At 65.0% G+C, this 14,565-nt stretch carries 11 protein-coding genes; 4 read left to right on the forward strand and 7 right to left on the reverse strand.

What is annotated here, in order from left to right:
* Nucleotides 1–88: 88 nt before the first annotated feature.
* On the forward strand, nucleotides 89–676 hold the full coding sequence (locus EV669_RS04205) for a biliverdin-producing heme oxygenase (protein WP_165922704.1): 588 nt from the start codon (nucleotides 89–91) through the stop codon (nucleotides 674–676).
* A complete protein-coding gene (locus tag EV669_RS04210; protein ID WP_132097973.1) occupies nucleotides 676–2,853 on the forward strand; it encodes a GAF domain-containing protein in 2,178 nt (725 codons plus the stop codon). Before EV669_RS04205 ends, EV669_RS04210 begins: the two co-directional genes overlap by 1 nt.
* A 23-nt stretch (nucleotides 2,854–2,876) precedes the next feature.
* Here EV669_RS04210 and rarD read toward each other — a convergent pair whose 3' ends face one another.
* Nucleotides 2,877–3,806, reverse strand: coding sequence for an EamA family transporter RarD (rarD, locus tag EV669_RS04215; protein WP_054286114.1), 930 nt, complete (start codon nucleotides 3,804–3,806; stop codon nucleotides 2,877–2,879).
* A 322-nt stretch (nucleotides 3,807–4,128) separates the two neighbouring features.
* Between rarD and EV669_RS04220 the strand changes: the two genes are divergently transcribed.
* The gene (locus EV669_RS04220) at nucleotides 4,129–7,614 is read left to right on the forward strand and encodes an indolepyruvate ferredoxin oxidoreductase family protein (protein ID WP_132097974.1); all 3,486 of its coding nucleotides are present in this window, start codon (nucleotides 4,129–4,131) and stop codon (nucleotides 7,612–7,614) included.
* 105 nt (nucleotides 7,615–7,719) lie between these two features.
* On the opposite strand, the gene EV669_RS04225 is transcribed toward EV669_RS04220, so the two are convergent.
* The 3 genes from EV669_RS04225 to pyrB form a co-directional block, all read right to left on the reverse strand.
* A complete protein-coding gene (locus EV669_RS04225; RefSeq protein WP_054286116.1) occupies nucleotides 7,720–7,950 on the reverse strand; it encodes a hypothetical protein in 231 nt (76 codons plus the stop codon).
* A gap of 259 nt (nucleotides 7,951–8,209) precedes the next feature.
* Nucleotides 8,210–8,668 (reverse strand): aspartate carbamoyltransferase regulatory subunit, encoded by a 459-nt coding sequence (pyrI, locus tag EV669_RS04230; RefSeq protein WP_054286118.1) that lies wholly within the window; start codon nucleotides 8,666–8,668, stop codon nucleotides 8,210–8,212.
* A 35-nt stretch (nucleotides 8,669–8,703) separates the two neighbouring features.
* Nucleotides 8,704–9,624, reverse strand: coding sequence for an aspartate carbamoyltransferase (pyrB, locus tag EV669_RS04235; protein WP_054286119.1), 921 nt, complete (start codon nucleotides 9,622–9,624; stop codon nucleotides 8,704–8,706).
* A gap of 542 nt (nucleotides 9,625–10,166) precedes the next feature.
* On the opposite strand from pyrB, the gene EV669_RS04240 reads away from it, so the two are divergent.
* Nucleotides 10,167–11,564, forward strand: a complete 1,398-nt coding sequence (locus tag EV669_RS04240; RefSeq protein WP_132097975.1) for a DUF2252 domain-containing protein — start codon at nucleotides 10,167–10,169, stop codon at nucleotides 11,562–11,564.
* Here EV669_RS04240 and EV669_RS04245 read toward each other — a convergent pair.
* The 3 genes from EV669_RS04245 to EV669_RS04255 form a co-directional block, all read right to left on the reverse strand.
* Nucleotides 11,561–11,866, reverse strand: a complete 306-nt coding sequence (locus EV669_RS04245) for a GIY-YIG nuclease family protein (RefSeq protein ID WP_132097976.1) — start codon at nucleotides 11,864–11,866, stop codon at nucleotides 11,561–11,563. The two genes, EV669_RS04240 and EV669_RS04245, sit on opposite strands and share 4 nt — an antisense overlap.
* Nucleotides 11,863–12,141, reverse strand: coding sequence for a hypothetical protein (locus EV669_RS04250; RefSeq protein ID WP_054286122.1), 279 nt, complete (start codon nucleotides 12,139–12,141; stop codon nucleotides 11,863–11,865). Before EV669_RS04250 ends, EV669_RS04245 begins: the two co-directional genes overlap by 4 nt.
* A gap of 177 nt (nucleotides 12,142–12,318) precedes the next feature.
* The gene (locus EV669_RS04255; RefSeq protein ID WP_054286123.1) at nucleotides 12,319–14,394 is read right to left on the reverse strand and encodes a methyl-accepting chemotaxis protein; all 2,076 of its coding nucleotides are present in this window, start codon (nucleotides 14,392–14,394) and stop codon (nucleotides 12,319–12,321) included.
* Between the last annotated feature and the right edge of the window lie 171 nt (nucleotides 14,395–14,565).

Here is a 14,565-nt window from a genome sequence, read left to right on the forward strand (position 1 = left end):
AGGACAGGCCATTGAGTACTGCAGCGGCGGTTTGCCTGCCCGGTCGTGCCCGGACACCTCTCTTGCCTTGCATCGACGGAGTGCGGTCGTGAGCACCGCCTCGCCTGCGCTCGCCCGTCTGCGGGCTGGCACGCAGGCCAGCCATGCGGCGCTGGAGGCGGCTCTGCCCTTTGCGCAGGCCGGCTTTTCCGCACCGCACTACCTGCGTCATGTGGCCCGGGTGCACTGCTGGCTGCGCCCGCTGGAGGCCGTCCTGTGGCAGGCCGACTGGCCCGCTGCCCTTATGCTCGCGCCGCGACGGGACAAGGTCCGCTGGATCGAGGCCGACCTTATGGCAGGTGGCTGGACGGCAGCCGACCTCGCCACCCTGAAAGCAGTGGACTGGCTACCCGGCTCGCCCGGCCCGGCGGCACGCTTTGGTCTGGCCTACGTCGCCGAAGGCGCCACGCTGGGGGCCCGACACCTGTACCGGCGTCATGCCGCTGCCCTGACCCCCTTGCCGCTGCGCTGGTGGCAAGCGTATGGGGAAGCCACCGCGCCGCTGTGGAAGAACTTCCTGACCGTACTGGAGGATGCCCTCCCCACCGAAGCCGACCGGGCAGAGGCCACCCGCTGGGCCGCGGCCGCTTTCGATGCCTTCCGCCTCCATGTGGCCGCGCCGGCCGAAGGGCCCTGATGCAACAGAACACCTTTTTTCCGCCCGTCACCCTGCAGAACTGCGAGGACGAACCCATCCACCTGCCGGGCTCCATTCAGCCGCACGGTGCCCTGCTGGGCTTCGACGCTCAGGCACAGCTGCTGACACGGAGCGGGAATGCCGAGACGCTGCTCGGGCCACTACCCCCGCTGGGCGAAGGGTTGGCCGAAACGCACCTATCGCCCCAGGTGCGGGCCTTCATCGCCCGGCTGGCCGCCGGGGACGACACCGGCATGGAGACAGCCGAGCTGACGACTGGCGCCGTCTGCTACGACGTGGTGGCGCACTGGCATGAAGGCGTACTACTGGCCGAGTTCGAGGCGCGCCCGGCCGATGCGCCGCCACTGGCCCAGTTCGCCTTGCAGGCTCACCGCACCATCAGCCGCATCCAACGTCACCGCGAGCTGCAGGGGCTGCTGGAGGAGGCTGTGGAGGAAATCCGCCGCATGACCGGGTTCGACCGGGTGATGGCCTACCGCTTTCGCAGCGACGACTCGGGCGAAGTGGTGGCCGAGGCCCGGCGCGACGATCTGGTCAGCTATCGGGGACAGCGCTATCCGGCCTCGGACATTCCCGCCCAAGCAAGACGGCTGTACGTGGTAAACGCGATCCGCCTGATTGCAGATGTGGGTTACCGCCCGGTTCCCCTGGAGCCACAGCGGCATCCGGTCACGGGCGCGCCCTTCGACCTCAGTCACAGCGTGCTGCGCAGCGTGTCCCCCATCCATTGCGAATACTTGGGCAACATGGGGGTGGCGGCCTCGATGAGCATTTCGATCGTGATCGACGGCCGGCTGTGGGGACTGTTCGCCTGCCACCACATGACCCCGCGCGTCGTGGCGCACGCGGTGCGGATGGCCGCCCAGCTTTTGTCGCAGATGTGCGGTGTGGTGATCGAGCGCGTGGAGTCGGCCAACCGCCGCGCCCTGCAGGCTCAGGTGTCCGAACGGCGCACCGCGCTGGTGGAGGCCGCGATGCGTACGCCCGACCTGGTGCATGCGCTGACGCGCAATGCGCTGAACGTTCGCCATCTTGTGCCGTGCGACGCCGCGGCGGTGTTGCTCAAGGATGAAACAGTGGTGTTGTCCGATGCGCCGCTGGACGCCTTCGTGGGCGACATCGTGCGCCGCCTGGAGGACGAGACGGTAGGCGAGGTGTTCCATACCGACCACTGGACACCGACCGCGGGGGTGGACCCGCACGGATTTTTCGGCGTGCTGGCGATCCCCTTCAGCCGCGACGAGGGCGGCTGGGTGATCTGGCTGCGTCAGGAACAGGTGCAGTCGGTCAAATGGGGCGGCAAGCCGGAAAAGTCTCTCAGCTACGGTCCGTCCGGCGCCCGGCTGACGCCGCGTGGTTCGTTCGATGCCTGGACCGAAGTGGTGCGTGAAACCTCGCTGCCGTGGTTGGCCGAAGAAGTGGAGCAGGCCCGGGCCCTGCGCGGCGAGCTGGTGGAGCTGTGCCTGAGCCGGCTGGTGGAAACCGACCGCATGCGCCACCGATTCCTGGCAATGCTGGGACACGACCTGCGCGATCCGCTGCAGGCCATCAGCATGGCAGCAGGCATCCTGACCCGCTCCAGCCATGCAGCCTCGGCGCGGGTGGGCGGTCGCATCGGCAACGCCAGCCGGCGCATGGAGCGCCTGATCACCCAGCTACTGGACCTCAGCCGCTTGCAGGCCGGGCTGGGGCTGCCCTTGAACCGCAGCCCGCAGCCGTTGACGGCACTGACCGAGGAACTGCTGCAGGAGGTGCAGCTGGCGTATCCGCAACTGGCGCTGCATGCCGCCTTGGCTCCGGACCTTTCGGCACAGGTGGACCCGGACCGGTACGGCCAGATGCTGCTCAACCTCGTCAGTAATGCCCGCAGCCACAGCAAGCCAGGCATGCCGATCACGGTTAGCTTGGCCGAAGAAGACGGGCAAGCGGTGTTGGCCGTGGGCAACGCTTCGGCCCCGTTGCCCCCCGGCATCAACAGCCAGCTCTACAAGCCCTTCAAGTCTGGCGGGCCCAACGCCCGCAACAAGGGCGGCCTGGGCCTGGGGCTCTTCATTACCTATCACATGGCGGCCGCCCACAGCGGACACCTGGCGCTGGATTATCAGGACGGCCGGGTGGTGGCTACGCTGAGGCTACCCTTGCAACCTCCGGTCTGACCGGCCGGCCCGGCGCGGTGGTACTAGGCCGCGCCCGCGGCGCGCCGTCGGCCCAGCACCTGCATCACCCCCGCGCCCGAGTAGAGCAGCAGCGCCGACCAGATCAGAGCGAATCCCACTAGCCGCGCCACGTCGAAGGGTTCGTGGTACAACAGCACGCCCAGCATCAACTGCATGGTCGGGCCGATGTACTGGATCAGCCCCATGGTGGCCAACTTCAGGCGCCGAGCCCCGGCCGCAAACATCAGCAGCGGAATGGCGGTGACGATGCCGCCCCCGATCAGCAGACCATCGGTCAATGCCCCCTGGTGCCCGAAGGCACCCTGTCCCTGCACCGCAAACCACCCCAGCGCTGCCAGCGCCACCGGCAGCATGAGGAAGGTTTCCAGCGCCAGCCCCTCCAGCGACGCGAGGGGGGCCTTTTTGCGCAGCAGCCCGTAGATGCCAAAGCTGGCGGCCAGGCCCAGCGCCACCCAAGGCACCGCGCCCACGCGCACCGTCAGCCACATCACCCCCAACCCCGCCAGCAACACCGCCAGCGCCTGCGGTCGCGTCAGCCGTTCGCCGAGAAACAGCCGTCCCAGCAGCACGTTGACCAACGGGTTGATGAAGTAACCCAGGCTGGCCTCCACCACCCGGCCATCGTTCACCGCCCAGATGTAGATCAGCCAGTTGGCCGAAAGCATCAGCGAGGAGGCCATGAACAGCCCCACGCGGCGCGGGCTCTGCAGCGCAGGCCGCAGCCATGCCCAGTGCTGACGGACCAGCAGGATCAGCGCCACGAATACTGCGGACCAGACGATGCGGTGACACAGGATCTGCAGTGCCGACACGCTCGCCAGCGGCTTCCAGTAGAGGGGGAACAGGCCCCAGCAGAAATAGGCGCCCACGGCATAGAGGACGCCGCGCCCGGTTTCGGAAGTTGAGGAAGCGGAGGAGGAAGGGGAGGACATGAATGGTGTACCGGCCTTGGACCCGGATAAAACAGAAAGCCTAAAGGCTTGGCCGGCCGCGCTCAACCTGACACGGCGAAAAGACTGTTCGCCTGAGGGAACAGTAGCCTTTATCCCTGCGCCATGCTGCGCTGGCGAAAAAGCCTCAGCTCTTTGCCGGATGCAGGCAGTTATGCGTCAACCATTTTGACGTTGACGTTTACGTTAACTATAGTTTCCGGATGCTGCCCGTACCGTCTACAACAAAAGAACAAGCCCGGCTCACAAGGCCCTCTGCGGCGGCAGTCGCCACAAGCGAACACATACAGATGGAGGAGAAACCATGTCGATCCGTCACGTCGATCTGGAAGACAAGTACACCGCCCCCACCGGCGAAGTCTTCATGACCGGCATACAGGCGCTGGTGCGCCTGCCGATGCTGCAGCAGGACCGCGACCGGGCCGCCGGCCTGAACACCGCCGGTTACGTCACCGGTTACCGCGGCTCACCCCTAGGCAACGTGGACCAGGCCATGCAGAAGGCGGGCCCGTACCTCAAGGACCACAACGTGGTCTTCCACCCGGGCCTGAACGAGGACCTGGCAGCCACCGCTGTTTGGGGCACGCAGCAGGTCAACCTGTTTGAAGGTGCCAAGGTGGACGGGGTCTACGCGCTCTGGTACGGCAAGGGACCGGGCGTGGACCGCTCCGGCGACGTACTCAAGCACGGCAACGCTGCCGGCAGCAGCCGTCATGGCGGCGTGCTGATCGTGGCTGGGGACGACCATGCGGCCAAGTCGTCCACCTTCCCCCACCAGTCCGACCACATCCTGGCTGCCAGCATGATTCCGGTGCTCAACCCGTCCGGCGTGCAGGAGGTGATCGACTACGGCCTGCACGGCTGGGCGATGAGTCGCTATTCGGGCTGCTGGGTGTCGATCAAGGCAATTTCCGACACTATTGAAAGCTCTGCCATCGTTGACATCAGCCCCGAGCGGCTGGAATGCCGCATTCCGGCAGACTTTCCCATTCCCGAGGACGGGCTGAACATCCGCTGGCCCGACCCGCCGCTGGCGCAGGAAAAACGTTTGCTGCACCATCGCCTGTATGCGGCGCTGGCGTATGCGCGCGAGAACCGTCTCAACCGCCTCGTGCTGGATTCGCCCAATGCCCGGCTGGGCATCATTACCACTGGCAAGAGCTATCTGGACGTGATGCAAGCGCTGGACGATCTGGGCATCGACGAAGCGCTGGCGGCCGACATCGGCCTGCGCATTTTCAAAGTGGGCATGGTGTGGCCGCTGGAGCCCGAGGGCGTGCGCCACTTTGCCGAGGGGCTGGACGAGATTCTGGTGGTGGAGGAGAAGCGCCAGATCATCGAATACCAGCTCAAAGAACAGCTCTACAACTGGCGCGATGACGTGCGCCCGCGGGTGGTGGGCAAATTCGCCGAGAAGGGCGAATGGGCGCTTCCCCACGGCGACTGGTTGCTGCCGGCGGCGGGCGAGCTGACACCGGCGATGATCGCCCGTGCTATTGCCAGTCGCCTGGCCCTGGTGTTCGATAGCCCGGTGATCCACGACCGCCTGAAGTTCTACGATGACAAGGAAGCCCAACTCGTGCGGCCGCGTGAGGCGCTGCCGCGCGTGCCCCATTACTGTTCGGGCTGTCCGCACAACACCTCGACCAAGGTGCCCGACGGCAGCCGTGCCATCGCCGGTATCGGCTGTCACTACATGGCCAACTGGATCGAGGCCGACAGTACCAAAACCTTCAGCCAGATGGGGGGCGAAGGCGTGCCGTGGATCGGCCAAGCCCCCTTCACCGAAACGCGCCATGTGTTCGCCAATCTGGGGGACGGAACCTACTTCCACTCGGGACTGATGGCGATCCGCGCAGCCGTGGCTGCCCGCGTCAACATCACCTACAAGATTCTCTACAACGATGCGGTGGCGATGACTGGTGGCCAGAACGTGGACGGTTACCTGGACGTACCGATGATGACCCGGCAACTCGCGGCCGAAGGGGTGAAGCGCATCGTCATCACCAGCGACGACCCGGACAAGTACCAGAACGCGCAAGGCTTGGCCGAAGGAGTGCAGGTGTTCCATCGGCGCGAGCTCGACCGTCTGCAGCGCGAACTGCGCGAGACCGAAGGCACCACCATCCTGATCCACGACCAGACCTGCGCGGCCGAGAAGCGGCGGCGGCGCAAGCGTGGCACCTTCCCCGACCCTAACAAGCGCGTCTTCATCAACGAGCGGGTGTGCGAAGGCTGCGGCGACTGCAGTGCCAAGTCTGGCTGTCTGTCGGTGCTGCCGGTGGAGACCCCGCTGGGACGCAAGCGCCGGATCGACCAGTCCTCGTGCAACAAGGACTACTCGTGCGTGGAAGGCTTCTGCCCGAGCTTCGTCACCGTCGAGGGCGGCACGCTCAAGAAGCCGGCGGGCGCTTCGGCCAACCTCGATAGCCTGCCGCCCCTGCCGGCCCCGGCCCTGCCATCGTCGGCCAGCCCCTACGGCATCATGGTGACCGGCGTAGGCGGCACAGGCGTGGTGACCATCGGTCAGGTACTTGGCATGGCCGCGTATCTGGACGGCAAGGGCGTAACGGTGCTGGACATGGCCGGCCTGGCCCAGAAGGGCGGCTCGGTGTGGTCACACGTGCGGATTGCCGATGACCGGCACGCATTGCATGCGGTGCGGATCGCGGCGGGCGACGCCAACCTGGTGCTTGGCTGCGACCTGGTGGTGACTGCGGCGGAGGAGGCGCTGGCCAAAATGCGTGAGGGCTTCAGCCACGCCGTGGTCAACAGCTACGAATCGCCGACCAGCGCCTTCCTGAAGAACCCGGATGTACGCTTTCCGGCCCGCTCCATGAAGGAGGCTGTGATCGAGGCGGTGGGCAGCGGCCACTACAACGAGGTAAATGCGACCCGCCTGGCCACCACCCTGATGGGTGATGCGCTCGCCACCAACATGTTCATGCTGGGCTTTGCGTGGCAGAAGGGGTTGGTGCCGGTATCGCTGGAAGCGATGATGGCCGCGATCGAACTCAATGGCGCTGCGGTGAAGTTCAACCAGGCAGCCTTCCTGTGGGGCCGACACGCCGCGCACGACCTGGCACGCGTGGAGGCGCTGGTTACGCCCAGTGCGGTGGTGCAGTTTGTCCCGCGCGAAACGCCGGATGCCCTGGCCCACCACCGCGCCACCCTGCTGACCGTTTACCAGAACGAGCGGTTGGCCGAACGCTACCGTAGCTTGGTGGCCCGGGTACGGACGGCAGAAGAGGCCGTCAAGCCCGGCAGTACCGCACTAACGCTGGCGGTGGCCCGCGCTTACTACCATGTGCTGGCGTACAAGGACGAGTACGAAGTGGCCCGCCTCTACACCGACGGCGAATTCCAGCGCGACCTCACTACCACTTTCGATGGGACGCCCCGGCTCACCTTCCATTTGGGGGCAAGCTGGATGACCGGCCATCAGGCGAAGAAAGTCAGCTTCGGACCGTGGATCTTCAAAGCGATGAAGGTGCTCACGCGGCTGCGCGTGCTGCGTGGCACGGCGTTCGACCCGTTTGCCTGGCAGGCCGACCGCAAGCTTGACCGCGCTTTGATCGGCGAGTTCGAAGGACTGCTGGAAGAACTGCTGGCCGGGCTGCAGGCCGACAAGCTGGGCACTGCCGTGGAAATGGTGAAGGTATACGAAGGCATGCGTGGTTTCGGCCACGTGAAGGCCCGCAATGTGGCCGCCGGCCGCCAGCGCCTGGAAGTATTGCGGCGAGGGGGTACCCCAACCGCCAGGGCCAGCGTCTCGGGCGTCGCCGCATGAGACAGGCCCGCAAGGTTCACCTTGCGGGCCTACTGCAATGTTGAGGGTGGTCTTGACACGCGGGCACAGGCCCGCGTTTTTTTCACCCTCGGCCAAGCGCTGCCTTCAGGAGAGCATCAGGCTCAGCCGGCGGGCTTCTTCGAGTGCGTCGTCCACCCCGGCGCATTCATCCTGCCATACCCAGACACCGTGCACCGCATCCAAGGTTTCCACCAGCCACACCCGTCCCCCGGTACCTAGCGCCACATGGCGTGCGCGGGCAGGCCGCCGGTAGTTGAACATCACGATGTCGCTGGTGGTGGAAGCAGGCGGCGTGTTGCGCGAAAGCAGCTTCATGACCGTTCTCCGGAAGGGGAAATTTTCCGGAGGAAGGAGCAAACAACATGCCAGCCCGGCTGGCCGCCTGCAGCGGGCCTGCCCCCGGCCTGCCGCACCACGGCAAGGCAGGCGTCGCCCGAAAAGCGGGCAGGCTGCACACGCATGACGCGCCGGCCAAAGAAAAAGCGCCGCGGATCCGCGGCGCTTTGCGTGTTGTGATGGCACTGTCGATCGCAGTGCTTCTGGTTCGTTTCTCCTACGAGCTCTTTTGTACGACTTAGCGCACTTCTGCAACGATATCCTTACTGAACACCTTTTCGCAATACTTGCATTTCATTTTGGTGTCAGTACCTTGCGGTCGCACGTAGAAGTGGCTTTCCACCGGCTCGGTATGCGAGATGCAGTTGGAGTTGGGGCAGGCAAAGATGCCCTCGATCGCCTCGGGCAGCTCCAGCTTGTGCTTTTTTACCACTTCGAAGTTGGAAATCAGGTTCACCGTCGCCTTGGGGGCGAACAGCGCCAACTCGTTCGCCTGTGCCGCCGTCAGCGCCACGTTCTCCACCTTGATGATGTCCTTGCTGCCCATGTGGCGGCTGGAGAGGTTGAGGCCGACGGTGACGCGCTCCCCGGTGTCGGCAAAGCGGAACAGTCGCAGGATCTTCAGTCCCTGGCCGGCGGGGATATGGTCGATGACGGTGCCTTCCTTCAGTGCTTCGACGGTACGGGTGTATTCCATTGCGTTTTCCTTTCAGTACGGGCCGGACAGGCGGCTCAGACAGTTTCGTTCAGGACCAGCGACAGGAGGGCCTGCCGGGCGAACACACCGTTCTTGGCCTGCTCGAAATAGTAGGCGTGGGGGGTGGCGTCCACCGCCACCTCGATCTCGTCCACCCGCGGGAGCGGATGCAGCACCTTCATGTTGGTACGGGCGTTCTTCAGCATTTCCGCCTTCAGGATGTACTGGCCCTGGATCTTCTTGAACTCGGCCTCATCGAAGCGTTCGCGCTGCACCCGGGTCATGTAGAGGATGTCCACCTGGGGGATCACATCATCGAGCGAATCGGCCAAGGTGTACTGGATGCCGCGTTCGTTCAGCTCCTCGCACAGGTAGTCGGGCATGGCCAGCTGCTCGGGCGAGACGAAGTAGAAGCGGGCGTTGAAGAGCGACAACGCCTGTACCAGTGAATGCACCGTGCGCCCGTACTTCAGATCGCCCACGAAAGCCACCGTCAGGTTTTCCAGGGTGCCCTGGGTCTCGCGCAGGGTGAAAAGGTCCAGCAGCGTCTGCGTGGGATGCTGGTTGGAGCCATCCCCGCCGTTGATGACGGGCACCGCGGAGAACTCGCTGGCCAGCCGCGCCGCACCCTCGCGCGGGTGGCGCATCACCACCGCGTCGGTGTAAGAGCCGATGATCTTGATGGAATCGGCCAGTGTTTCCCCCTTTTTGGCGCTGGTATTGCCACCATCGGCAAAGCCGATCACGCTACCGCCCAGCCGCTGTACCGCCGTCTCGAAGGACAAGCGGGTACGGGTGGAAGGCTCGAAGAAGCAGCTGCCGATGAGCCGGCCGGCCAGCAGATCATTGCGGGGCTGGCGCTTGAGCCGCGCTGCAGTGTCCACCACCAGCTCCAGTTCCTCGCGGCTGAAGTCGGCAATCGAGATGATGTGCTTCCGGTACAGGGGGTTCGCCATGGTCGGTTCCTTTTTTCTGTCTTCGGTTCGGCGGCAAAAAAAAAGCTCCTGAAAGAATCAGGAGCTTTTTTTGCAGAAACAATGCGGTCGGGGACGGAGCACCAGCGACGGCAACGGCACCGGGCGGCTGGCAATGCCATTACCGGTACAGCGTGCATGCAGGGTCTGGGCCATCTCGTCCTCCGAACAAAACCGCGGAATTCTAACGCCGTTGGCGCGTGGCGTTAAGGGTACTGTCGCACAAATGAAAAAAACTGGCGCACTGCACCGGCTTCTTTATAGACCCGATCCACCTGCCAGGCAGCCCCGGCAATGGCTACGTACAAATACCTAGGCCCCTCTTTTCTCCTGGCGACCGGGGCAGGGCTCGACTAAAAAAGACGAGTGGCACCCCCTGCTGGCACGTCAGGGGCAGGCCATTCATCAGCCTCCGCAGGCATTGCGGGCCCACCCTTCGGGGTGGGCCCTCTTTCTTTGTTCTGGCCCCGGGCGCGCGCCTTGCCTTACCCAAGCCGGATCCTTCATTAGCTGGAACGCGCCTCATGGACACCCCGCATCCACACTTTGAACGCCTGTATGCCGCCGGCAAAGCGCGCCGCAAGGCCTGCAGCCGTAGCTGCCAAGCCCGCTTCGATACCGACCGCCCTGACCGGGACGTGATCGCTATGCTGCGCCAGAGCTCAGAAGGCCGGGTGCCGGCGCTGATCCCGGTGCGTTACGGCCGCATGCAGGTCTCGCCTTCAGCCTTCTTCCGTGGACTGGCGCTGGTACAGGCTGCCGATCTGGCGGCGCACCCGCACAGCGGTATCACCGTGCAGGCATGTGGCGATGCCCACCTGCTCAACTATGGCTTCTTCGCCTCGCCGGAGCGCACGCTGCTGTTCGACCTGAACGACCTGGACGAAACGCATCCGGCCCCGTGGGAGTGGGACCTCAAGCGCTTGGCCGTAAGCCTGGCACTGGCCGCACGCGAGTGCAGCCTCAACGAGGACGCCGCGCGCGAAGCGGTGCGCAGGGCGGTGGCCAACTATCGCGCCCGGCAAGCGGAATTTGCACGGATGGGCCAGATGGCGTTGTGGTACAGCCGCATCAGCCATGAGGCACTGGTGCGCCTGGCGCCCACCCAGGCATTGCAAGACAGCCTGGAGCGTTTGGGGGAAAAAGCCCGCAACCGCACCCATGAGCGCCTGTTGCCCAAGCTGGCGGAAGACGAGGGCGGCAGCCTGCGGCTGAAGGACGACCCGCCGGTGCTGTTTCACGTGCACGAGGAAGGCACCCCGCTGCCCGACGATGATCAGTGGCTGGCTACCGGCAACTGGCACGCGCTGGTGGAACCGATGATGACCCGCTACTTGGCCACGCTGAAAGATGACCGGCGCATGCTGGTGGAGCGGTTCCGGCTGGTGGACATGGCGTTCAAGGTGGTTGGGGTCGGCAGTGTGGGCACCCGCTGCCTGGTGATCCTGCTGCAGGACGACTACGATCAGCCGCTGTTCCTGCAGCTGAAGGAAGCGCGCCGCTCGGTGCTGGAGCCGTACACCCAGCCATGCGTCCATGCGCACCAGGGGCGGCGCGTGGTGGCGGGCCAGCAACTGCTGCAGGCGGCCAGCGACCTGTTTCTGGGCTGGACCAGCGGCCCTGGCGAGCGGGAGTTTTACGTGCGACAGCTGCGCGACATGAAGGCTTCGGCCAACCTCGAGCAATTTGATGCCGAGGCACTGGCCAGTTACGGAGAGGCCTGTGCCTGGGCGCTGGCGCGTGCGCATGCCAAGGGCAGCGGGCGCGCGGCCGAGATCGCTGGCTATCTAGGGCAGGGCGAGCCTTTCGACGAGGCGCTGACGACATATGCGCTCGGCTACGCCGACCAGGTTGAAGCAGATTTTGCGGCCTTCCGTCAGGCGATCCGTGCCGGCACGCTACCGGCCGAAACGGTCGACTAAACGCTGGCGTCGGCAGGCAGGGTTGCGCCTTGGCAGGGAAGGGTGCCGGAGGCCGTCTGGTCAGCCAGCCAGGCCCGCTTGCGCGCCACGCTCCATTGCTTGATGGTGTATTCGGCCGCAGCGGCGGCCTGCCGGCTCTCGAAGGCCAGCACCAGACACAGCCGCTCGGGGGGATGGCTGCGCGTGAAGCGCGCGCCACGGCCGCTGGCGTGGGCGGCATAGCGGCGTGCCACATCGGTGGTGATGCCGGTGTAGAGCCTTCCGCCACGACACTCCAGTATGTAAAGATACCAAGGCTTCAACGCTCGGTCTTCCGTGGAGCCGCGGACCCTGCAGCCGTTTCCGCTTCATGCCCCGCCGCGCGCGGGGCCTCGTCTTCGGCCGGGGCGGGCGATCGGTCGCTGCCAGTGACCAGCCGGACAGCGCCCACGGTCACGTCCGCCGCAGTGCCCACCACCGCAGCCCCCACTTTCACCGCCGTCACCGTTGCCCCCACCGCAGCGCCAGCCACCGTCACCACGGTACACCCGCCCAGCGCAGCCAGCAGCGCCACCACAGCCCACCTTGCAACGTTCATTCGCTTGTTCGCCCGTTCAAAGCAGCAGTGTATCGCAGTCAGCCTGTTGAAAATGTGGATAACTCTGTTGATAACCATTGAGCATGCTGTGCGACAGCGGTGGATAGCTCTGGCATCGCTCCCATGCAAAAGGCCGTCCAGCGTGCTGGACGGCCCCACGGGGTGCCACTGTTGCGCTTACAGCCGGAAATTGCCTACCAGCTGCTCCAGGTTGGCCGAAAGCGCCCGCAGCTGCTCCACCTCGCGGCCCACACTGGCCACAACGCTACTGTTGGATTGTGCCATGGCGCTGATACGCTCCACGTTCTGGGCGATCTCGGCGCTGGCGCTCGACTGCTCGCGGGTAGAGGCGGCGATGTCCACAATACTGGCCACCAGCGCCTCACTGCGGTCCATTACCCCCTGCATCGCATTGTTGGCGTTCTCGGCGATCGTCACGCTGTTATCCACCAGCTCGCAGCTACGGTTTACGTCGCCCACCGCATCGCGTGTTTCAGCGCTAATGGCATGGACGATGCGGGTGATGTCCACCGTGGCTTCCGCCGTACGGGCGGCCAGATTGCGCACCTCGTCGGCCACCACCGCAAAGCCACGGCCCTGCTCGCCAGCCCGCGCCGCCTCGATCGCCGCATTGAGCGCCAAGAGGTTGGTCTGGTCGGCAATGTCCTTGATCACCCGTACGATGGAGGTCACCTCCTCGGAGCGGGCACCCAGCGCGTTCATGCGGTCGGTCAGCGCATGCATCGTGGCGGTGACCCGACGGATCTCCTCGGTCACATCCTTCACCGTGGCCACGCTGTCGCGCGTCAGGTTGCCGGTCTCGCGGGCGGCCTGCTCCGCCTCCCCGGCGGTATCGGCGATGTGGTGCACGCTGACGGTCACTTCCTCCACGCCGGCAGCGGTGGCGCTGGCGGCATCAGACTGAGCCGAAGAGGCAGACTCCACCTGCTGGGCCGACGCCGCCAGCTGGAGCGCCGACTGGCTGACCGCACGGCTCTGCTCGCGCACCTCGCCGAACATCTCGCGCAGGCTGGCCATGAAGCGATTAAATGCATCGGCGGTGCGGCCGATCTCGTCGCGGTTGTTGATGTCCACCCGCACTGTCAGGTCGCCCTTGCCGGTGGCCAGCTGCTCCATGGTGGCCGCCAGACGGTTGAGCGGGCGGGTGAGGGCCGACACCACCACCCCCACCAGCAGCAGGATCACCACCAGCCCGACCACGCCCACCACCACGGCCACATTGCGCTGGCGTGCGGCCTCGGCAGTGATGGCTGCGGTGGGGATACTGACGCCCATGGCCCAGAACTGGCCGGTGTCGCCGACCTTGATCGGCTGAAAGAAGTGGGTGAAGCCGCCTTCCTCGTAGCTGAACTTCTCACCTTTACGCACTTGGGCGAGATGAACGCCCAGCGGAGCCTGCGGATCGACAGGCTTGCCCACCAGACCGGTCTGGTTGCTGACCACGTACAGACCACCCTCGGACACCAGCGTCAGATAGCCAGTGTCGTACAGGCGCACCTGCGACAGTCGCTTCTGCATGTCGTCCAGCGACAGGTCGGCCGCCGCGATCCCGAGGAACTTGCCCGCCTCGTCGCGGATCGGCACCGCCAGCGAGCTCTCCAGCACCTTCTGGCCCTGCACTTCATAGAAGAAGGGTTCGGTGATGGTGTCACGGCCGCGCTGCTTAGGCACAACGTAGAAGTCGCCCCAGCCGGACTTTTCATAGGGCGGCTGGTAGGCTGCGGGGTTGTCGCGGTACTTCGGAAAATCCTTGATGTAGTCGCTGCCCACCATCACGTCCAGCTTGGCTTTGCCGTTGGCACGGGTGACATAGGGCATGTAGCGGCCGGTTGGGTCATGGCGCGGCCAGTCCAGCCGCCAAGCCGCATCGTTGCGGTCGAAGGCGTCCGGCTCCCACAGCATCCACACACCGATCGCGGCCGGGTTACCCTCCAAGAGGCGCATCAGCATCTGGTCGGTGGCGTCCCGCCCGGGGGCGGCCACCTTGCGCAGGCCAACCAGGGTATCGGCCATGTGATGTGGCAGCGCAAAGCCATTGGAGAGCTCGGCCTCGATGCCTGCAGCGTAGGAGGTGGCTTGATCGTTGGCGATCCGGTAACCCTGCTCCACCGCGCTGGAGTAACTCATGCGCGCCAGGATGACGATCATCACTGCAAAGCAGACCGCCACTGCCACACCCACCACCAGGATGATCCGATGGCTCAGCTTTCCCCATTTCCCTTGTCGTTTCATGTGCACGCCCTCCCGGCTTTTTACGTAGTTTTACGTAGTTTTATCGGCCAGAGAAGCGTTTTTTGTAGGACAGTTGTGTAACCGGGAAAGAATGTGTCGCTTTTGGTAGCAGACTCTGCCATTGTTGCCAAAACATTTAAAACAACAATATTATATATATACACATAACGT

Source organism: Gulbenkiania mobilis (genome assembly GCA_004346645.1).
Taxonomy (GTDB): Bacteria; Pseudomonadota; Gammaproteobacteria; order Burkholderiales; family Chromobacteriaceae; genus Gulbenkiania; species Gulbenkiania mobilis.